The organism is Mesorhizobium sp. M0898 (assembly GCF_040319695.1).
Taxonomy (GTDB): Bacteria; Pseudomonadota; Alphaproteobacteria; order Rhizobiales; family Rhizobiaceae; genus Mesorhizobium.
The window spans coordinates 1-20,435 of sequence record NZ_JAMYOE010000069.1 but is presented as its reverse complement, the minus strand read 5'-3'; the positions used below and the strand labels follow the sequence as shown (position 1 = coordinate 20,435).

20 protein-coding genes and 2 pseudogenes are annotated in these 20,435 nt (G+C 61.5%); 10 read left to right on the top strand and 12 right to left on the bottom strand.

What is annotated here, in order from left to right:
* A pseudogene (locus NKH90_RS32385) lies at positions 1 to 77 on the bottom strand (co-chaperone GroES); the annotation flags it as partial.
* A gap of 426 nt (positions 78 to 503) precedes the next feature.
* Here NKH90_RS32385 and NKH90_RS32380 point away from each other — a divergent pair.
* Together NKH90_RS32380 and NKH90_RS32375 are read left to right on the top strand one after the other, a co-directional pair.
* The gene (locus NKH90_RS32380) at positions 504 to 866 is read left to right on the top strand and encodes a S46 family peptidase (RefSeq protein WP_352707389.1); all 363 of its coding nucleotides are present in this window, start codon (positions 504 to 506) and stop codon (positions 864 to 866) included.
* A 4-nt stretch (positions 867 to 870) separates the two neighbouring features.
* Positions 871 to 1,473 carry a S46 family peptidase gene (locus NKH90_RS32375; RefSeq protein WP_352823271.1) on the top strand — a complete coding sequence of 201 codons (603 nt, stop codon included), beginning with the start codon at positions 871 to 873 and terminating at the stop codon, positions 1,471 to 1,473.
* Positions 1,474 to 2,270: 797 nt separating this feature from the next.
* Here the strand turns inward: NKH90_RS32375 and NKH90_RS32370 are convergent.
* The 11 genes and pseudogenes from NKH90_RS32370 to NKH90_RS32320 all read right to left on the bottom strand — a co-directional run bounded on the left by NKH90_RS32370 (position 2,271) and on the right by NKH90_RS32320 (position 12,399).
* Entirely contained in the window at positions 2,271 to 2,462 is a 192-nt protein-coding gene (locus NKH90_RS32370) for an NrtR DNA-binding winged helix domain-containing protein (protein WP_352750776.1), read from the bottom strand.
* Between the two features lie 45 nt (positions 2,463 to 2,507).
* Positions 2,508 to 2,815, bottom strand: a pseudogene (locus NKH90_RS32365) (aspartate 1-decarboxylase); the annotation flags it as partial.
* Between the two features lie 60 nt (positions 2,816 to 2,875).
* The gene (gene bioZ / locus NKH90_RS32360) at positions 2,876 to 3,859 is read right to left on the bottom strand and encodes a 3-oxopimeloyl-[acyl-carrier-protein] synthase BioZ (RefSeq protein ID WP_352823268.1); all 984 of its coding nucleotides are present in this window, start codon (positions 3,857 to 3,859) and stop codon (positions 2,876 to 2,878) included.
* On the bottom strand, positions 3,856 to 5,121 hold the full coding sequence (locus NKH90_RS32355) for an adenosylmethionine--8-amino-7-oxononanoate transaminase (protein ID WP_352823267.1): 1,266 nt from the start codon (positions 5,119 to 5,121) through the stop codon (positions 3,856 to 3,858). The genes bioZ and NKH90_RS32355 overlap by 4 nt, the downstream gene beginning before the upstream one ends.
* Entirely contained in the window at positions 5,121 to 5,756 is a 636-nt protein-coding gene (gene bioD / locus NKH90_RS32350; protein WP_352823265.1) for a dethiobiotin synthase, read from the bottom strand. The genes NKH90_RS32355 and bioD overlap by 1 nt, the downstream gene beginning before the upstream one ends.
* Before the next feature lie 11 nt (positions 5,757 to 5,767).
* Positions 5,768 to 6,907, bottom strand: coding sequence for an 8-amino-7-oxononanoate synthase (locus NKH90_RS32345; protein ID WP_352503071.1), 1,140 nt, complete (start codon positions 6,905 to 6,907; stop codon positions 5,768 to 5,770).
* Positions 6,904 to 7,902 carry a biotin synthase BioB gene (gene bioB / locus NKH90_RS32340; RefSeq protein ID WP_352503118.1) on the bottom strand — a complete coding sequence of 333 codons (999 nt, stop codon included), beginning with the start codon at positions 7,900 to 7,902 and terminating at the stop codon, positions 6,904 to 6,906. Before bioB ends, NKH90_RS32345 begins: the two co-directional genes overlap by 4 nt.
* Before the next feature lie 95 nt (positions 7,903 to 7,997).
* Positions 7,998 to 8,852 carry a carboxylating nicotinate-nucleotide diphosphorylase gene (gene nadC, locus NKH90_RS32335; protein ID WP_352503117.1) on the bottom strand — a complete coding sequence of 285 codons (855 nt, stop codon included), beginning with the start codon at positions 8,850 to 8,852 and terminating at the stop codon, positions 7,998 to 8,000.
* Positions 8,852 to 10,393 carry an L-aspartate oxidase gene (locus tag NKH90_RS32330; protein ID WP_352610563.1) on the bottom strand — a complete coding sequence of 514 codons (1,542 nt, stop codon included), beginning with the start codon at positions 10,391 to 10,393 and terminating at the stop codon, positions 8,852 to 8,854. Before NKH90_RS32330 ends, nadC begins: the two co-directional genes overlap by 1 nt.
* On the bottom strand, positions 10,390 to 11,364 hold the full coding sequence (nadA, locus tag NKH90_RS32325) for a quinolinate synthase NadA (protein WP_352610560.1): 975 nt from the start codon (positions 11,362 to 11,364) through the stop codon (positions 10,390 to 10,392). The genes NKH90_RS32330 and nadA overlap by 4 nt, the downstream gene beginning before the upstream one ends.
* Before the next feature lie 66 nt (positions 11,365 to 11,430).
* Positions 11,431 to 12,399: an NUDIX hydrolase gene (locus NKH90_RS32320; protein WP_023722073.1), complete on the bottom strand. Its 969-nt coding sequence runs from the start codon at positions 12,397 to 12,399 to the stop codon at positions 11,431 to 11,433.
* A 173-nt stretch (positions 12,400 to 12,572) separates the two neighbouring features.
* Between NKH90_RS32320 and panB the strand changes: the two genes are divergently transcribed.
* The 8 genes from panB to NKH90_RS32280 all read left to right on the top strand — a co-directional run bounded on the left by panB (position 12,573) and on the right by NKH90_RS32280 (position 20,014).
* Positions 12,573 to 13,433, top strand: coding sequence for a 3-methyl-2-oxobutanoate hydroxymethyltransferase (panB, locus tag NKH90_RS32315; protein ID WP_352458526.1), 861 nt, complete (start codon positions 12,573 to 12,575; stop codon positions 13,431 to 13,433).
* Positions 13,430 to 14,290 carry a pantoate--beta-alanine ligase gene (gene panC / locus NKH90_RS32310; protein WP_352823261.1) on the top strand — a complete coding sequence of 287 codons (861 nt, stop codon included), beginning with the start codon at positions 13,430 to 13,432 and terminating at the stop codon, positions 14,288 to 14,290. The genes panB and panC overlap by 4 nt, the downstream gene beginning before the upstream one ends.
* A 94-nt stretch (positions 14,291 to 14,384) precedes the next feature.
* On the top strand, positions 14,385 to 15,110 hold the full coding sequence (locus NKH90_RS32305; protein WP_352823259.1) for a LuxR family transcriptional regulator: 726 nt from the start codon (positions 14,385 to 14,387) through the stop codon (positions 15,108 to 15,110).
* Between the two features lie 93 nt (positions 15,111 to 15,203).
* Positions 15,204 to 15,836 (top strand): acyl-homoserine-lactone synthase, encoded by a 633-nt coding sequence (locus NKH90_RS32300; protein WP_352496585.1) that lies wholly within the window; start codon positions 15,204 to 15,206, stop codon positions 15,834 to 15,836.
* 22 nt (positions 15,837 to 15,858) lie between these two features.
* Positions 15,859 to 16,233: a transcriptional regulator domain-containing protein gene (locus NKH90_RS32295; protein ID WP_352823256.1), complete on the top strand. Its 375-nt coding sequence runs from the start codon at positions 15,859 to 15,861 to the stop codon at positions 16,231 to 16,233.
* 58 nt (positions 16,234 to 16,291) lie between these two features.
* Positions 16,292 to 16,702: a DNA -binding domain-containing protein gene (locus tag NKH90_RS32290; RefSeq protein WP_084643024.1), complete on the top strand. Its 411-nt coding sequence runs from the start codon at positions 16,292 to 16,294 to the stop codon at positions 16,700 to 16,702.
* Between the two features lie 812 nt (positions 16,703 to 17,514).
* Entirely contained in the window at positions 17,515 to 19,338 is a 1,824-nt protein-coding gene (glmS, locus tag NKH90_RS32285) for a glutamine--fructose-6-phosphate transaminase (isomerizing) (RefSeq protein ID WP_352610861.1), read from the top strand.
* 415 nt (positions 19,339 to 19,753) lie between these two features.
* On the top strand, positions 19,754 to 20,014 hold the full coding sequence (locus NKH90_RS32280) for a helix-turn-helix domain-containing protein (RefSeq protein ID WP_352496595.1): 261 nt from the start codon (positions 19,754 to 19,756) through the stop codon (positions 20,012 to 20,014).
* The last annotated feature ends 421 nt before the right edge of the window (positions 20,015 to 20,435 follow it).

The following is a 20,435-nucleotide window of genomic DNA, read 5'->3' as shown; positions in this document are numbered from 1 at the left end:
CCGGCGGTCTTCGCTTCGGACTCGACGCGGCGAACGACCACGCGGTCATGCAGCGGCCGGAAATTCGACTTTGCCATTTTTGGATTTCCCTGGTGCGGATGTTGAACGGTTCTCCGTTGCCGGAGCGTGTTTAGCACTCACCAGAAGCGAGTGCTAACGCGGCAGTGAGATAGGCCGTAGGCTCCTGCTAGTCAAGACGGAAGAGGGACGGGCGAAGAGCAAACGAGCGTGGAAGCACCGAGCGTTTTACGTGAACGACGTCGGAGATCGGACATGGATGGGGCGGCTCACCATTTGCAACTGAAGGCTTTATTCATTTGGCACGATTGCTGCAGCGAATGATCCGCAAACGTTGCGCGCGACCGATATAATGAGAGGTGAGCGCCATCAGGATTCCTGCGTTAACCGTCCACTCGGTCTTTACGGTGTGGCCGCCGCGCGGGCGCCAGGACTCCGGCCATCCCGATAGTCACCAATCCAATCTGCGGAGAACAGGAGGCAAGATGAGAGCGACAGTCAGCACGAACTCGAATTTGAAATGTTTGGCCAAAGCAACTGCCATCGCCTTGCTCTGGACGGTCACGGCTACATCGGCGGACGAAGGTATGTGGATGCCGGGCCAGACTGCGGAAGTGTGCGCGGCCATGCGCGCGGATGGGCTCCAGATCGATCCCGCCCAGCTGGGCCGTCTAGACGCTGACCCGCTCAACGCGATCGTATCACTGGGCGGATGCTCCGCCTCGTTCGTCAGTCCACAAGGGCTGGTCGCAACCAATCATCATTGCGTGTTAGAATCCATCCAATACCACAGCAAGGAGGGCCAGGACTATCTCACAGACGGCTTTCTGGCGAAGAGCCCTGGGTGAAGAATTGCCCGCGGCGCCAGGCAGCCGCAGCTATGTGATCGAGGACATGCGGGATGTGACCGCCGAAATGCTCAGGAGCGTCTCGGACAAGCTGAACGGGTTTGCCCGCTATGAGCGGCTCGCCACGAACAAAAAGGCCCTGATCGCCGCATGTGAAGGACAGCCCATCGCCGTTGCGACGTATGGCGGCGTCTCCTACTATCTCCTCCAGAAGCTCGAAATTGAGGACGTGCGCCTCGTCTATGCGCCCGCGCTCGGCATCGGCAACTTCGGCGGCCAAACGGACAACTGGATGTGGCTGCGCCACACGGGCCACTTCGGCTTTTATCGCGCCTATGTCGCTCCTGATGGTTCCTCCCGGCCATATGCGCGCGACAATGTGCCTTACCGGCCGGAGAGTTGGCTACCCATAGCCTGTGAAGGCGTCAAGGAAGGCGACCTTGTGATGGTCGCCGGCTTTCCCGGCGCAACCCACCAGTTCCTGACCGCGGATGAAGTCCGGTTCAACTTCGCGCAATTCGAACCGCGGTTGCAGCGTTCGCTCTCGAATTATCCCGCCCAGATCAATCAGGCAACGGCAGGCAATCGCGAGGCGCAGATCCATTGACCGCCCGCTTCACAAATTGGCTCGGCCTAAAACGCATGGAAAAGCAGAAAAGGCAACAGATCGGCACCAGAATGAATATGGCCGCGCGAACTGACAGACGCGCCAACAATCGGCATCTCGCATGGTGGCACTGGACGTGGCTCCCACCCTGCTGGCGCGACTCCCCATCAGGTCGTCGGGGTTTCGCTGGCGAAAAAAACTTCCGCGTGTCTCTGCGCGATCCATCCCGCTTGCGCGTGCCTAGTCAACCAAAAAACTGACCATCTGCAGGATCAGGATCAGCAAACAAAAGCCAAAGGCCGACGCCAAAACAGCTGCCAGCAGGACGATGCGTTGTTTCTTCACCCACAGTTCCCCCGGGAGAGAGTCTAAGGATAATCCTTAAAAAAGGCGCCATGGAACAGGGCGCCCCACGCTTATTTGTGCAAGTTTAAAGTTTAGCTTGCCGGATTTATGTAATTAGACGGTTTCTTTTATGCAACACTTTTCCAAGTACTTGCACAAATCTGAACGTATCGCACATTTAGACGAACTGTACATTCGATAGCGACTTTGACGCACGCGTTTACTGGCGGTATACATCCTTCACCGTTGCCGCAAGGCATTGGCCCAGGCGCGCGGCACCTCCTTCACGACAAAGGTTGAAAGCCCGTCCTCGGGCGTTTCATTTCCAAGATCACTTCGATCCACTCATACGGGCTTCCCGAGCGAGACCGTGGGTTCGGACGGTGCGAATGAATTTCTCGTTATAATCGAATTGATTATAAGGGATATTTCTACGTTGAGTATAAAGGATGTCAAGCCCGCGCCAGCGGCAATTTTGTCCGGGCGACCTCCGTTTCGTCGAGGACATGGTGGCGGAAGCGATAAAGCTTCGCCGGCCGACCGCCGGTATCAAATGCACTTTCGCCGGTCTCCGCCACCAGTTCCTGCTGCTCCATCAACCGGCGAAAGTTCTGCTGAAGCGCCCCTGCCGATCTAATCGTCAACGCCGTCCGCGTCAGCGCATTGCCATCGGTCAGAAAGCCGACGACATTGTTGATGACGAATGTAACGATCCGCGGCTTCAGAGAGGAATGCGCGCTTCGTCCAGATGGATGGAGTGGGCTGGCAGGTCCGGGCGGCCGCGCCGTTGAGGATGCAGCATCGAGAGCCGCGCTCGCCGAGGATGACATAGGTCGAGATTCGCGCCGGAAGTCTTGCTCCATGTCTCCCACGAATCCATTGGCAGGATCCCGGCTTCTTCGCAGTGGTCAGGGTCGAGCGTTATCGAACCGTGGTAGTTGAGGTTTGCTTCGGTGACGTGCATGCCGTGCAGATTGCCGGCGACTATTTTTCGCATTGGTCCCGTTGTCCTATTCATCTCACAAAGTCAGTCCTGATGTTGAGCAGCTTCGCTGGGCTAAATCCCGACGACGAGCGCCCCGCCGCTGAGTCCCGCACCTGCCGCCGCCAGGAGTATTTTCTTGCCCGGCCGAAACGGCTCCGCTTGATTGGCGAGCGACAGTGAGAGCGGGATCGTCGCGGCGGAAGAGTTGCCATAGTCGGCGATCGTCTTGACGATCAGGTGATCGGCAACGCCGAGGTTTCGCCCGACCGCATCGAAAATGCGAGCATTGGCCTGATGCGGCACGAACCGGTCGACATCCTGCGGTCGCACTCCGGCAGCGGCTAGCGCGCTTGTCGAGCAATCGGTCATCATCTCGACGGCCTTTGCGAACACTTCGCGGCCGTCGGTCATCGTCATTCGGGTTTGCGCGAGGTCGAGGTTACCGTGGAACGGCTTGTTGCTTCCTCCTGCGGGAATCTGGATCAGCCCGTATCGCGAGCCGTCCGAATCCACGGAGGCACCGAGAATCCCCCGATCAGTATCCTCGCACGGACCGATCACGAGGGCGCCGGCGGCATCGGCAAACAGCACGGCGCTGGCGCGCTCAGAGGGATTGATGCGGCGGCTGAGGATATTGGCGGCGATAACAAGGCTCGATTTGCCGTGCAGGCGGGTAAATCCGTCCGCAAACATCAGCGCATAGATGAAACCGGCGCAGGCGCCGGTCAGATCGACAGCGCCGGCGCGGCCGAGCCCCAGCCGATGTGCGACCAGAGGCGCGCTGGGCGGCAGGAGGTGATCGGGCGTCGAGGTGGCAAGCAGCAGCAGACCGATGTCGTGGCGCGTAATGCCGGCGTTCGCCAAAGCGATGTCGCCGGCTTGCGTGGCCAAGCCAGACAGCGTGTCTTCGTCCGTTGCCCAGAAGCGCGAACGAATTCCGGTGCGCCGCTCGATCCAGCCGGGTTCGAGCCCGAGATCGCTCTCGATCTCGGCATTCGCCACCTTTCGGCCAGGCGCATGATGGCCAAACCCGAGAATGCGCGACGACCTGCTCATGGCCTCGAACCGAAACGTTCGCCGGCCTCCTCGATGGCGTCATGGAGCCGATCGAGCTCGTCGCCGGTGATGCAATAGGGCGGCAGGAGATAAAGGACATTGCCGAGCGGGCGCACAAGCAGGCCGAGCTCGAGGAAAAATGCCCGCAGCTTAGGTCCGATCTCGGCCAGATAGCCGGCAGAGCCGGCGCGCAGGTCGAGAGCCAGGATCGTGCCGATCGCCCGGCTGTCGGTGAAGTTGGCATTATCGCGAAAGCGCCGAAGGCCGGCGGCCTGCCTCGCGCTCAGGGTGGCGATCCGCTCGGCCACTGGCTCGTCATGCCAGATCTCGACATTGGCGAGTGCTGCCGCGCAGGCAATCGGATTGGCCGTGTAGGAACTCGAGTGGAAAAACGTCTTCTTCCGGTCCTTCGAATAGTGAGCCTGGAAGATGGCATCGGTGGCGAGTGTGGCGGCCAGCGGGATTGCGCCACCGGTCAGGCCCTTCGAGGTGCACAGCATGTCCGGAGAGATGTTCGCCTGCTCGCAGGCGAACATGGTTCCGGTACGCCCCCACCCGGTCATCACCTCGTCGGCGATCAGCAGCGTGCCCGAGGCCTCAGTGATCCTCTTCAATTCGGACAGAACCGATGCCGGATACATCAGCATGCCGCCGGCGCCTAGCACCAGCGGCTCGACGATCAGCGCGGCGGCGCGCTGGTCGCGGCTGAGGGCCTCGAAACGATCCAGCGTTTCCTGTTCGCGCCCGGCGGCAGGGAAGGGAATGGTGTCGACCTCGAACAGCAAGGGTTCGTAGGCGGCGTTGAACACACCGCGGGCACCGACGCTCATCGTGCCGATGGTGTCGCCATGATAGCTGTGCTCCATGACGACGATGCGCGAGCGCGGCGCGCCGATGTTGCGGAAATAGCCGAGCGCCATCTTCAGCGCGACTTCGACAGAGGTCGAGCCGCTGTCGGAATAGAACACCCAGTCGAGTCCGGAGGGAGCGAGACCGACAAGCGCCTTGGCCAGGCGTTCGGCCGGTTCGTGCGTGAAGCCAGCGAAGATAATCTGGTCGAGGCTCGACGCGGTCGTCTCGATAGCCTTTATGATGCGCGGATGGCGGTGGCCATGCGTGACGACCCACCAGGATGAGATGGCGTCCAGGATGCGCGCGCCATTGGCTTTGTGGAGATAGGCGCCTTCAGCCAGGACGATTTCAGGGATCGCCGGCTCGAGCGCGTGCTGGGTGAAGGGATGCCACACACGCGATTGCGGCATTATCCGCCTCCGGCAATCAAAGCGAGGTCGAAGCCGGCAATCATCGCTTGTCTCAGCGTTTTGTCCGTCAGCGGATCGAGGTGCGGCAGCCTGCCGAGTTGCGGCACGTCGCCGAATTCCACGATCGTCCGTTGCGTATCGGTCATCTCATCGCCGATGAAGGCGATGCCAGCCAGCGGGATAGCGCGCGCCCGCAGGGCCTCGATCGACAGCAGGGTGTGATTGATTGTTCCGAGCGCGGTGCGGGCGCACAGAATGACCGGCAACTGCCATTGCTCGAATATGTCGATGAACCTTGTCCGGCGGTTCAGCGGCACCATCAGCCCGCCGGCGCCTTCGATGACGAGCGGTGTCGGCAGGACCGGAAACGAAAGATCGGCAGCCTCGATCGAAACGTCGTCGATTTCGGCCGAACGATGCGGCGAAAGCGGGCTCTTCAAGCGGTAGGCTTCCGGCAGCACGCGCCCCGACGGCAGCCCGGCAAGTCGCGCAACCGCCTCGCTGTCGGTCTCGCCGTCGAGGCCCGATTGCACCGGCTTCCAGTAGAAACCGTCAAGCAGGCCGGCAAGCCCGGCCGAAAACACCGTCTTGCCAACTCCGGTGTCTGTTCCGGTGATGACGATGCGCTTGGTCATGTCGCCTCCGGTCATGTCTGGGCCAACACCTCGACGAGCGCCTCGACCATGGCGGAAATGTCGGCTTCGCCGATATTGAGCGTCAGTGAGATGCGCAGCCGTGACGTGCCCTCGGGCACGGTCGGCGGACGAATGCCGCGTATGTCGAAGCCGCGGGCCTGCAGGCGCGCCGACACTGCCATGGTGCGCCTGACATCGCCGATGACAAATGGCTGGATTTGCGAGCCGCTGGGCGTGACGCCGCAGCGATCGACCAATTGGCGGCCTGCGAGGGCAACGCGTTCATGTAGCTGAACACGCCGCATAGGCTCGTCGGCGAGCATTGCGAGCGCTTCGCGCGCCGCGACCGCCATCAGCGGCGATGGCGCTGTGGCGTAGATGAATGGCCGGCAACGGTTGATCAGATACTGGCACAGTGTCCTCGGCCCGGTCACGAGCCCACCAGATGCGCCGAGCGCCTTGCCGCAGGTGTGGAGCGCGACGATGTTGTCGCGGCCCTCGAAAGCGGCGGCCAGCCCCCGGCCGTCCGGTCCCCAGACGCCGGTGGCATGCGCCTCGTCAATGACGATGAATGCGTCGTGCCGATCGGCAAGCGCGACCAGGCTCTCCAAAGGCGCGCAATCGCCATCCATGCTGTAAAGGCTTTCCACCGCGATCCAGACGCATCCCATGCCGCCTTCGGCGCGCCAACGTGTGATCGCATCCTCGACAGCATCGACGTCGTGGTGCGCGGCCAGCACCAACTGTGCGCGCCCGGCCTGCGCACCCTCATGCATGCTGGCATGGGCGAGCTCATCGAGGATCAAAAGGTCGCCCTTCTGCGGCAGCGCCGTCAGCAGAGCGAAGTTGGCGATGTAGCCGCTGCCGAAGAACAGCGCGCGGTCGGCTCCAAAGAATGCCGCCGCGTCTGCCTCGAGCTGCTCGTGTTCCGGCGCATTGCCGCGCAACAGCCGCGACCCGGTGGCGCCAACCGGCGTGCCACGCGCAATCGCCGCCGCAACCGCTTCGCCAAGTCTTTTGGAGGCGGCAAGCCCGAGATAGTCGTTCGACGAGAAGTCGCGCCCGGCGCGCGGCTTCAGCGTCCGCAGCCGGTCCTTGCGCGCCAGTCCCTGCAAGGTCGCCTCATAGCGGGCAAGCGGTGCCCCGTTCATTGCGCCTCGAGTTCCATCGGCTCGATGCCAAGGCGCCGGAACAGCAGGGTATCCTTGTCCTCACCGGGATTGTCCGCCGTCAGCAGCGTGTCGCCGACGAAGATCGAGTTGGCGCCGGCAAAAAAGCACAGCGCCTGCATCTCGTCGGTCATGGCCGTACGGCCGGCGGAAAGACGGATATGCGATTTCGGCATCATGATGCGTGCCAGCGCGATCACGCGCACGAATTCGATCGGCTCGATCGGCTTGGCGTCGGCAAGCGGGGTGCCGGGGATCGGGATCAGCATGTTGATCGGAACGCTTTGCGGATGTTCCGGCAGGTTGGCCAGCGTCACCAGCATGCCGATCCGGTGCACCGGCTCCTCGCCCATGCCGACAATGCCGCCGCAGCAGACGTTGATGCCGGATTGGCGAACGTGCTCGAGCGTCTCGAGCCGGTCGGCAAAGCTGCGCGTGCTGATGATCTCGCTGTAGTAGCGTTCCGACGTATCGATGTTGTGGTTGTAAAAGTCGAGACCAGCCTGCTTCAGTCGAGCGGCTTGCTCACGATCGAGCATGCCGAGCGTCATGCAGGTCTCCATGCCCAGCGCCTTGACGCCTTCGACCATCGCCACCACCGCATCCATGTCGCGCGCCTTGGGGTTTCGCCAGGCCGCGCCCATGCAATAGCGGGTTGCGCCGGCGTCACGCGCTTTCTTCGCCTCGGCGACGACGCGCCGGACCTCCATCAGCTTCGACGCCTTCAGGCCGGTCTCGTGATGCGCCGACTGGCTGCAATAGCCGCAATCCTCCGGGCATCCGCCCGTCTTGATGCTGAGCAGCCGGCTGAGCTGGACCTTGTTGGGATCGAAATTCTGGCGGTGCACGGTTTGCGCGAGGAAGAGGAGATTGTTGAAGGGGGCATCGTGAAGTGCCTGAGCCTTCTCCAGGGTCCACGCTCCAGGGTCAGGGGATTGAGCCTGTGGCGATGTCTGCGTTGGACTGGCTGTTTGCATGTCCATGCTGTTCCTCCGGTTCTGCCTTGCTTTGCTGTCTGATTGACGACGATCGGAAAGGACAGTTGATTCGATCCTGTTCGTTCCTCAGACAATCATGAGCCCCAATAGTCGAGGCCGATATCCAGGATCGGCGCGCTGTGGGTCAGTCGGCCGACCGAAATCAGATCGACGCCGGTCGCGGCAATCGCTCGCGCTGTATCGGATGCGATCCCGCCAGAAGCCTCGGTGATAGCACGGCCGCCAACGATTGCGACGGCCCGGCGAAGATCGGCGAGGGACATGTTGTCGAGCAGAATCGCATCGGGAGCGAAGCCAAGTACCTCCTCCAACTGGGCCAGCGTATCGACCTCGACTTCGATCTTGACGAGATGACCGGCCCGTCTTCGTGCTCGCTCGAGCGCCGGGCGAACGCCGCCTGCGATGGCGATGTGGTTGTCCTTGATCAGAATTGCGTCGTCGAGGCCGAAACGGTGATTGGATCCGCCACCCGCGCGCACCGCATACTTTTCGACTGCCCTCAATCCGGGCGTCGTCTTGCGCGTGCAGACGATCTTCGCGCCATATCCACGAACCGCAGCGACGATCGATGCCGTTGCTGTAGCGATGCCGCTCAGATGGCACAAAAAATTGAGTGCCGTCCGTTCGGCTGTGAGAATGCCCCGGGCAGGGCCAACCACTGATGCAATGACCTCTCCATCCATGACATTGCAGCCGTCTGCCCGCTCCACCGAAATTTCGACATCAGGATCAATCAAGCGGAAAGCGAGCATCGCCAGATCGAGGCCGGCGACAACTCCGGACTGGCGCGCCGCCAGCACGGTTCCCGCTTGGTGTGCCTTCGGGATGATGGCCTCCGTGGTCAAGTCGCCGGCTCTGCCAAGGTCTTCAAGAAGAGCTGCCCTTACAAGCGGCTCAAGCATGACCGTGGGAAGCGGTGAGAGCGTCATCATTTTGCCCCTTCGAGGCTTGGCGAGTGTCCGAGTTCCCGCGCAGCGGCCAAGGCGGCTTCGAGGGTGATTTCGGACCGTCGGGCGACAGTCGCATGATGAGGAAAGTCTGTCCGGTAATGAGCGCCGCGGCTTTCTTCGCGCAACAGGGCGGCAACCGCGATCATTAGCCCGACAGCCGCCGGATCCGAGGCCGCGTCCTTGCTTTCGGCGAGCGGCAACAAGGCATATGCGGCTGCTTTCAGACCTTCACCATCCCGGACGATGCCGAGTGCGCGCGACAGGAAAACACGCACGGGTATCGGAGCGGGCGATGGGTGAACGTCCGCAACCGCAGGCCTTGTTCTGCGAGCAGGCGTTCCGGCGACACTTTCAGCGACCCAGCGCGCGCACACGACGGCCTCGGTCAAGGAATTGCTGGCGAGCCTGTTGGCGCCATGCAGTCCTGTCGAAGCGACTTCGCCGCAGGCCCACAGCCCCTTGACGGACGTCCTACCGGAGCCGTCCACGGCAACGCCACCCATGTGGTAGTGTTGGGCCGGACGAATGGGGATGAGATCGCGCGCGGGATTGATGCCGGCTCCACGACAGGCTGATGCAATTGTCGGGAAGTGTCGAGCAAATTCCGGGCCAGGCCGTTGCCGCGCGTCGAGAAAAACACGGTGGCCGTTAGCAAGATGGTTCCAGACGGCGCGCGCCAAGACATCACGAGGCGCAAGTTCCGCCCCTGACACGCTCTGGAGAAAAGCCTGGCCGGTTTCGTCGATCAGGGCAGCACCTTCGCCGCGGACGGCCTCGCTGACCAGCGCCATAGGGCGTTCCGGGCCGTCAAGCGCGGTCGGGTGGAACTGGATGAACTCGAGGTCGGCAAGGACAGCTCCAGCGCGGGCCGCAAGCGCCAGGCCCTGTCCGCAACTGCCCGAAGGATTGGTGGTGTCGAGAAACAGTCCCCCGATCCCACCGGTGGCGAGGACGACCCGCCGTGAGCCGAAGAAGACAGGTCCTATCGAACCGCTCGCCCAGACGCCTCGGATCGCATTCTCTCGCACCGCCAGTCGGCGCGCTTCCACGCCCTCCACGACAACAATCGACGGAGTGGAACGCACAGCCGCGATCAGGGCACGCATGATCTCACGCCCGGTGCCGTCACCATGCGCATGAACGATGCGACGTCGGCTGTGTGCGGCCTCCAATCCGAGGCACAGTGATCCTTTCGACGTACGGTCGAAGGGAACCCCAAAGCCCGCAAGCCCCTCTATCGCCTTGGGCGCGGCTTGGAGGATGCGGCTCGCCACGTCTGTGTCGCAGAGACCATCCCCGGCGGCAAGCGTATCGGCCAGGTGCAGTTCCGGATCGTCGTCTTCGCCGAAACTTGCAGCCAGACCACCCTGTGCCCACGTGCTCGAATTGTCAGCTCCCAGCAGCGTCCTGGACAGAAGCAGCACCGGCTCCGGCGCCAGTTGAAGCGCGGTCATCAGTCCGGCGATGCCGCCGCCGATGATGATCGGCCGCCCGAAGATGCTGCGGACATCGGCGCTCAAATTGCCAGCATCCGTTCGACCGCAAGCCGCGCGCGCCCGGCGATCCCGGGTTCGATGGTTACGATATGGTGGTTCTGCTCGAGCGCCATGCGGATGTTGGCAAGCGTGATCCGCTTCATGTGCGGGCACAAATTGCAGGGCCGGATGAACTCGACCTCTGGGTGCGCTAACGCGACGTTGTCGCTCATCGAACATTCCGTCATCAGCACGACACGTGCCGGCCTTTGCCTTTCGACATAGTCGGACATGGCAGCGGTCGAGCCGGAAAAATCTGCTTCAGCCACGACGTCGGGCGGGCATTCGGGATGCGCGAGCACGATCACGCCGGGATGGCTTTCGCGCAACTCGCGGATGTCGGCCGGTGTAAAGCGCTCATGCACCTCGCAATGCCCTTTCCAGGCGATGATCTGCACATCGGTCTGGGCGGCGATATTCTGGGCCAGATATTCGTCCGGCAACATGATCACCTGGGGAACGCCAAGGGATTGGACGACCGCCTTGGCGTTGCCGGATGTACAGCAGATATCCGACTCGGCTTTCACTTCGGCCGACGTGTTGACATAAGTGATGATCGGCACGCCGGGATAACGCTGGCGCATCAAGCGCACGTCTTCTGCCGTGATCGATTCCGCCAACGAACAGCCTGCCCGCAGGTCGGGAATGAGCACCGTCTTTTGCGGATTGAGCAGCTTGGCCGTTTCGGCCATGAAATGTACGCCGGCCAGCACGATGACTTGCGCCTCGATCGTCGCAGCCGTGCGGGCCAGTGCCAAGCTGTCGCCGACGATGTCGGCCACGCAATGGAAGATCTCGGGGGTCTGATAGTTGTGCGCCAGGATGATGGCGTTGCGCTCGCGCTTCAGTGCAAGGATCGCCTCGATATCCTCGACGAAAGCCGGCCATTCGATCGGCGGGATCACTCGTCGGACGCGCTCGTAGAGAAACGCGGTCGCAGGCAGCACGGCGCTCATCGACCCCTCCAGCTTATACTCTAGTTGAAAATAACCAGCATATACTTGCTGTGAGTATAAGCGATGTCAACCCCGCGCCAGCGGCAATTTTGTCCCGGCGATGACCCTCTCGTCGAGAACGGCGTGGCGGAACCGGTAAAGCTTCGCTGGCCGGCCGCCGGTCTCCGCGGTTGCCTCTCCGGTCTCTTCGACCAGCTCCTGCTGCTCGATCAGCCGGCGAAAGTTCGGCTTACGCACGAGCCTGCCGGCAAGCGCCTCCACGGTTCGCTGCAGCTGCAAAAGCGTGAAGACCGGCGGCATCAGCTCAAAGACGACCGGCCGGTATTTGATCTTGGAGCGCAGCCGTGCAATGCCGGTCGCCACGATGCGGCGATGATCGGCGACCATAGACTTGCTGGGCACCAGCGGAGGCAGCGTCGCGTCCCGTCCGCTTCCGGCCTCTTGGACCAGGCCTGCTTCGTAGACTAACTCATAGCGTTGAAGCGTGAGTTCCTCGTTCCAAAGGCGGTCGTCGAAGCCGAAGGCTATCGTCGCCCGCTGCCAGCGTTCACGTCGCGTGGCCGCGTCGCTGACGCCGTCTGCCCATTCGATCAGGCGCGGTCGCAGAACGTCCAGCACGACCGGAGGCGTGCCGGAGCGGTGGTCCTCCCATGGAAAATATTCATACCAGCTCTGCCAGCCGCACTTGGGCGAGCCAGCTGCCTGTTCCTTGCGGGTCAATGCGAGATAGCTGATGGAGATGACGCGCTGCTGGCGCTCGGCGCCGATGCGATCCCGATCCGCGAAGGTGTAGAGTTGCTCAATATACCCCAGCGGATGGCCGGTCTGCTGCTCGACCCACCCCCTCAAACCGGATTGCAGCGATCGGTGCTCAAGCGCAAATGGTCCGGAGGGAAGGGTGTCCGCCTGGCCGATGGTGAGGACACAGGGTTCACTGTCGTTTACGGCGACGACAAAGGCGATCAGGTCCACTTTGACTTCGTCGGCCTTGACGGCGGCTCTGTCTTTCCTGGGTCCTTTTGCCTGATCGTCCATGTTCGCGAAAGTGGTTGGCCAGCTCGGGGGCGCCTGAATCGATTTAAGTGTAAGCGCGCCTGTCCGCACGTCAACACCGCACAGCTGCACGGCCATTTTTAGCTCTTCGCACTTGCACAAAAATGTGGCAAACGCGACACCCGCGGTTGGTAACGTTGGGGAAGGAGGGTCCATTGAGTGCGTTTGGTGACACCAAGGCGATCACACCGCCGGATATTCGTTCGCGCAAAGGTGGGACGCCGCTCGTCTGCCTTACCGCCTACACGACGCCAGTCGCCCGGCTTGTCGATCCCCATTGCGATGTGGTGCTGGTCGGCGACAGCGTCGGCATGGTTCTCCACGGCCTGCCCTCGACGCTCGGTGTGACGCTGGAGATGATGATCACGCACGGCCAGGCCGTGCGCCGTGGCCTCGAGCAGGCGCTGATGGTCGTCGACCTGCCGTTCGGTTCCTTCGAGGAAAGCCCCGAGCAGGCTTTCCGCAATGCCGCGCGCGTCATGGCCGAGACCGGCTGCGCGGCCGTCAAGCTCGAAGGCGGCGAAACGATGGCAGAGACGATCGGCTTCCTCGCCGCGCGCGGCGTGCCGGTCATGGCCCATGTCGGCTTGACGCCGCAGGCGATCAACACCATCGGTGGCTACCGCGTGCAGGGCAGAGGCGGGGATGCCGAGCGCATCAGGCGCGACGCGCTTGCGGTGAGCGAAGCGGGCGCCTTTGCGGTCGTGCTGGAGAAGGTTCCCGAGGCGCTCGCCCGCCGGATCACCGGGGAGGTGGCGACCCCGACCATTGGCATCGGTGCCTCGGCAGCCTGTGACGGCCAGATTCTCGTCGTCGACGACATGCTGGGCCTCTTCGGCGACTTCCGGCCCAAATTCGTCAAGCGCTATGCTGAACTGGGGGAGGCCGCTGCGGCTGCGATCGCGGCCTATGCGCGGGAAGTGAAGGAGCGCCAGTTTCCGGCCGCCGAGCACGTGTTTGCCGATGCGCCCAAGCCCGCCGACGGGGACGCCACGAAGAGCGGAGAAGCAGCGTGAGCGTGCCGATTGTCAGGAGCGTTGCCCAGCTTCGCCAAATCGTCGCCGCATGGCGCCGCGAGGGCGTGAGGATTGCCGTGGTGCCAACGATGGGCGTCCTGCATGAGGGCCATCTCAGCCTGGTGCGCGCGGCACTCGAGAAGGCCGACCGCGTGATCGTGACGCTCTTTGTCAACCCGAAGCAATTCAACAGCCAGGCCGATCTCGCCGCGTATCCGAGCACCGAGGACGAGGATGCCGCCAAGCTGGCACCGCTTGGCGCGCACCTGCTTTATGCGCCGGATGCAGAGGAAATGTATCCGGCGGCCTTCGCCACGACCGTTTCGGTGTCCGGTGTCAGCGAGGGCCTGTGCGGTGCCTTCCGGCCGGGACATTTTGATGGCGTGGCGACCGTCGTCGCCAAGCTCTTCCTGCAGACCAGCGCTGACTTCGGCTTCTTTGGCGAAAAGGACTTTCAGCAGCTTCAGCTAGTCAGGCGTATGGCCCGGGACCTGGATATTCCAATCACCATTGTTCCTTGTCCGACAGTCCGCGAAGCCGACGGTCTTGCACTATCATCGCGCAATGTCCGGCTCTCGCCAGCAGAGCGTGCTGTTGCCCCCGAGCTATCATCGGTCTTGCTCGAGACGGCTGAGCGGCTTGCCCGCGACTCGCCCGTCCTGCCAACGCTTGCCGAAGCGCGCGCAGCAATTCTGGCTGCGGGCTATCGCGAGGTCGAATACCTGGAACTTCGCGACGAGGCAGATCTGCGACCGATGACAAGCCTTGACCGACCTGCACGCTTGCTTGTCGCGGCCTGGCTCGGCGGTACACGGCTCATAGACAACGTCAGAATATCACGGGTTTCAACAGGTTAACGGGGTTCTCGGCACGCGCTGTATCCGTCCGGGATCGTTTAAAACAAGGTCTCTGCCTGGCATCGAGCGATCACGGAGGTTACGCAAAGCGCAAATGCATCGCGTGTTTGAGAACTTCGTCGAGCAACTGTCTGCAAGTGTTGATGCTGCCGATCTCCGTGCGGCAATGGCATCCGCTGCAGCCGGCTTCGATTTTCCGCTATTCGCCTATTTCACTTACCCGTCGGCCTCCGGCGACGCCCCGCAATTGATCTCAAACTATCCTTCATCCTGGACATCACGTTATCTGCAACAGCGATACCACAGTCTTGATCCGGTCATCCTGCGCGGGCTGCAAGGCTGGGATACCTTCGATTGGGGGGTGGATCGCGCTCGGCACTGTCTGCCGAATTCGCAGCAACAAATTCTGGAGAGTGCGGCTGAGTTTGGCATCCGCGGCGGCCTGACGATGTCCATGCATGATCATCGCGGCCGGTTTGCTGCCCTGACCTTTGCTTCCGACGAGTCCCGTCCGCCTCAGTTGCGGTCACTGACACGTTACGAAAAAGCATTGCAGCTGGTGGCCATCAACTTTCATATCCATGTCCGGCGCAGGCTCGCCGACGATCGCGTGGTGGATGGTGTAACGCTCACCCCGCGGGAGTTCGAGTGCCTGAAATGGGCGGCGCGCGGCAAGTCGGCTTGGGTTATCAGCCAGCTTCTCGGCGTCTCAAAGCGCACCGTGACCTTTCATCTGGAAAACGCCAAGGCAAAGCTTGGCGTTCGAACGATCAACCAGGCCGTTGCACGACTGGCTGCCTCCGGCCAGGCGAGATCCTGATTCGTCGGCCACGATAGCTGTAAACCTCTACAGGCTGCATCGCTGCCGGCTTTGCCCTTCGATGGCGGGAACACATCCCGCACGGAGGCGACCATGATGCAGCTGATAACACCAGACCTTTACGACGAGTTCGCAAGCGAGCTCAAAGAGATGCACGGGCTCAGGTTTCGGGTGTTCAAGGAAAGGCTCGATTGGGAAGTTGATACCGAAGACCAGATGGAAACAGACCCGTTTGATGGTCTGAAGCCTGTCTATCTGCTCCTCAAGGGATCCGACTGGCGAATTCGCGGTTGCGTGCGTCTTTTGCCCAGCACCGGACCCACAATGTTGCGCGACACGTTCCCGGTGCTGCTGGGTGCTGACGTCGTGCCCTCGACCTCCGACATATGGGAGAGCAGTCGTTTCGCGCTCGATCTCCCTCCGTCGGCGCCCAAGGCAGCGGGCGGACTGGCCCAGGCAACCTACGAGCTCTTCGCGGGCATGATCGAGTTCGGCTTGGCCAAGGATCTGACCCGGATAGTAACGGTGACGGACACGCGCATGGAACGGATCCTTCGCCTCGCGACGTGGCCATTGTCGCGCATCGGACAACCCAAGTCCGTCGGCAAAACGGAGGCGGTGGCCGGGTTTCTCGAGATTTCCCGCGCGAGCCTTTTGCGCATCCGCAGCAGGGGACGTCTGAGCGGACCGGTACTGTGGCAACCGGTTCTAGGCCCGTCGGCATAGCGCCATTGTGGACACCTGAGCCGTGAAGGATGCTGGTCTGCCCAAGGAAGCGACGGTCGGTCTTGTATGCTGGCCGGACTGGCGTCGTCACGAAGCTTACCACTACGCCAGACGATTGCCACGCACTGCCTGGGCCTGGGAGTTTCTTCGGCGCAATCCACAATTCCAGCGCGACCACGCCAAAATGGCACCGTCCGCCTGCATTGTCGGAGCTCAGGCCGACATGGAGATAATCGAGTTGACGACAGGATCATCTTTCCTAAGACAATGGAGCCTCCTTTTTCGCGGACGCGCCACAGTCGGACGCTACGTCGGCAAGGGTCTTTTGGGATCCGCGCGACTGCGCCCGTATTCTACGAGCGGCCGCGGAGCCGGTTGGGCTCGACCACGATTTTGAACCGCTTGATCTCCCTTCGCTCTCATGCTGCAAGGACATCCTGCTGACACCTGCCGGCGTGCAGCACGTGCTGCTGAGGGAGGACTGCCGGAGTCTGCAGATCGCCCTTTCCGGTGCATCCGTTCTCCGCCCGTTGCGGCTATATGTCGACGCGATCGTGCAGCCGCAGCACCTGAAGTTCCATGTCGCTGCCCTTCAGTTCCTGAACGACATCAATGGTTGCGGCCGCCTGGCAGCTGCTTGCTTTCCGCCGGAACCCCGCGGAGCGCGTCTGCGTATCGTGCTCCAGGCTTTGGATGGCTCGCTTGCGGGAGCATCTCATCAGGAGATCGCCATTGCCCTGTTCGGGAGACGCCGTGTCGAAGAAGATTGGTCTCATCCAGGTAGCCATCTTCGCGATCAGGTGCGTCGCGCCATCCAACGTGGCCGCTACCTGATGGGCGGCGGCTATAGACAGTTCCTGATGTAATTCGGGTGACAGCTTGGTGATTGTCTTATTCGAAAACGCGCAGGCATCAATCTCCATTTCTCACTGCTATTGTGCCTTGTACAAGACGTGACACGCGCCTAGTTCTTCCGCAGCGGGAATCGGGTTTGAGTAATACGTACCAAGCACTGAGAACCAACGTTTTCGTGATAGTGCATTCATGCCCCGAGAATCCTGATGACCGTTACGAACCCCGACAAAGCCGGCGCTGACTGAAACGGTCGCTGAACGTGCTCTATGGCCTGCGCCGCCTGACTCTCGGTTTCGGCCATGCCGACTAACAGCGTATTGATAGGCCATCGCGGGCTAAGCTCTACCGGCGAAAGCCGCGTCAAAGCGGCAGGCAATCAGAAACTAGATCGGCGGCGACGATGATTATGATCAACGTGACGAACGTGAATCATGCCGACGGCGCCGACGTTGCCGATGATGATGATGCCGACCATGCGTCGCTGATGCTGCCTAACTACAGTGCTGTGTGATCATGCCGATCACCGCGTGACCACGAGCGGCGGCGGTTCGTGGTCAGGTGCGTGGCCGGGATGATCGCGCATGGCCGATTGTTCCTTCGTGCCGCGGGTGTGGGCTTGCGTTCGGTCATGAGGACGTCAGGCGCAACGAGGAAGTTAGATCAGGGCCCCAAACGCGTCTTATCCATGGGGTGGATGATAGCTATCCCTACAATCAATTATACCAATATTACCCAATACTACTAGAAGATCTCCCAATGAAAGCGGCCGGATGGGTATCCGTCTCGCGTGGGCTGAAGCTGCCGGCAAGAATGGAAGACGAACATGTGCGGGATTGTTGGCATCGTTGGGCAACAGCCGGTGTCGGATCGGTTGGTCGACGCATTGAAGCGTTTGGAATATCGCGGCTATGATTCCGCCGGCGTTGCGACGATCACCGAAGGTGCCTTGCACCGCCGGCGCGCCGAGGGCAAGCTCGTCAATCTCGAGAGGAGACTGAAGGAAGAGCCGCTGAGCGGCAACATCGGCATCGGCCACACGCGTTGGGCAACCCATGGGGCCTCGACGGAACGCAATGCGCACCCGCACTTTACCGACGGTGTCGCCGTCGTCCATAACGGGATCATCGAGAATTTCACCGAGCTGAAGGACGAATTGGCGGCGGCTGGCGCCGAGTTCCAGACCGATACCGACACCGAGGTCGTCGCGCATCTCTTGGCAAGACACCGCCGGGAGGGCATGAGGCGGCAAGAGGCGATGCGTGCCATGCTGAAACGCGTCAGGGGCGCCTATGCGCTTGCCGTCCTCTTCGAAGATGATCCGTCGACCATCATGGCGGCGCGCAACGGACCACCGCTGGCGATCGGTCACGGCGACGGCGAGATGTTCCTGGGCTCCGACGCGATCGCGCTCGCTCCCTTCACCAATGAAATTACCTATCTCATCGAGGGCGACTGGGCCGTTGTCGGCAATTCGGGCGCCCATATCTTCGATTTCGACGGCCATCCCGTCGAGCGTCCGCGCCATACCTCCACGGCCGCGGCCGATCTGGCCAACAAGGGCACTCATCGCCACTTCATGGAGAAGGAAATCTACGAGCAGCCCGAAGTCATCGCCCATGCTCTCCGTCACTATAGCAACATCATAGAGAATCGCGCCGACACGGTTTCTGGCATCGATTTCGCCAGGATCCCGAGCTTGGCGATCTCGGCCTGCGGGACCGCCTATCTCGCCGGACTGATCGGAAAATACTGGTTCGAGCGCTATGCGCGCCTGACAGTTGAAATCGACGTTGCGTCCGAATTCCGTTACCGCGAGATCCCGTTGTCGCCGCAGTCGGCGGCTCTTTTCATTTCGCAGTCCGGCGAAACCGCTGATACGCTCGCATCGTTGAGGTACTGCAAGGAGCGTGGGCTGAAAATTGGCGCTATCGTCAATGCCTGCGAATCGACCATCGCTCGGGAGGCCGATGCGGTCTTCCCGATCCTTGCCGGACCGGAGATCGGCGTCGCCTCCACCAAGGCGTTTACCTGCCAGCTTGCCGTTCTAGCCGCACTCGCCATCGGCGCCGCCAGAGCCCGCGGGACCGTAACCGAAGACGAGCTGCAGGCGCTCGTCAGGAGCCTCGCCGAAGTGCCGCGCGTCATGGGCCAGGTACTCAACAGCATCCAGCCGGAGATCGAGTTCCTGTCGCGCGAACTGTCAAAGTGTCGTGACGTCCTGTATCTCGGCCGTGGCACCAGTTTCCCGCTAGCGATGGAAGGTGCGCTGAAGCTCAAGGAGATTTCCTACATCCATGCCGAGGGCTATGCGGCGGGTGAATTGAAGCACGGTCCGATCGCATTGATAGACGACAACATGCCAGTGATCGTCATCGCGCCCCATGATCGCTTTTTCGACAAGACCGTCTCCAACATGCAGGAAGTGGCTGCCCGTGGAGGGCGGATTATCCTCATCACCGATGAAAAAGGGGCAGCCGCATCGAAACTCGACACCATGCACACGCTCGTGCTGCCGGCTGTCGACGAGATTATCGCGCCGATGATCTTCTCGCTGCCGATACAGCTTCTTGCCTACCACACGGCGCTCTTCATGGGCACAGATGTAGACCAGCCGCGCAATCTCGCAAAATCGGTCACGGTCGAATGATTGTGAACCTTTATAGGTGGCGATGCTTGTCCATCTTCGCTGCATCGGCGGTGGAAATTGGTCGAAGGTATCAGCGTCCGCGAGGCTGGGTGGACGGTGCCGCGAATAGCCACTGGAGGCGTCAGTGAGAGTTCGAGTTGCTGTTCAAGAAAGCCATCGGGGAGAATGAGTCGTGTAAGATCGCAGGTCGAATGCGCTACAGCCGATCAGGCCATCTCATGGCGGGCAGGTTCTTAGAACTTGATCAGAAGCAGGTGAGCCGCCATATTCCGACCCGGCTGCCAATTTCAAGTGGCCCATTCCATGGATGAGGCCGGTCCGGCCGAATGGACGTCCATTTTTTTGATTTGCTGGGTGTGCGCCAGGGTCGGGGAGGAAATCTCCCGATTTGTCAGGCGCTCCCATCTTCTTGGAGATGTTTATGAAGGATTCGCGCATTCCCGAGCCAGTCTTGACGGCTATGTCGCAGGGGACCCACATCATCCGCGCTTATCGTGAGCACCTTGGGTATTCAATCGAGGACCTCGCGGTCGCGTGCGGGCTTGCCGCTCAGGAAATCCAAAACATCGAGCGGGGTCTAAAGTACAATAAGGGCTATCGGAATCGGATAGCGAGATCGCTGTCCATACCTGTGGGAATTCTTGAGGCAGAGTCGGACATATCGGACGCCGCCTGATCAGTCGGATAATCTGCAATGGGTGGAAGACCGCTCTTGTGATGTGACGTTTGCGGCTGATAGTCGTCGCTTGATTCCGTTGGACGCGAATGCCTTCTGGCGCAGTACCGCCAAGAGAATTCTCGTCCACTGTCCGAGTCAGGAACTGCACACGGGCTCGCCGAACAGGAAGTTGGAACGCTTCGTCATGCTGTCTTAGGCGATATAGCCGCCCGGAGTGCTGCGACACGTGCACGATAGCATTGGCTCGCGAGGATGGATTGCTAACGGCGAACCCATGCTGGTTGGCAAGGCGATACTGGCTGGAGCATCAACTCGGCCGACGAGAGTGGCCCCCCATCCTAGGCAGGATCGGCCGACATGGCCGGCATCGCGAGCCGCTCTGAAAAGAGCACAGCGGGCATCCAGACGCTGCCGGGTT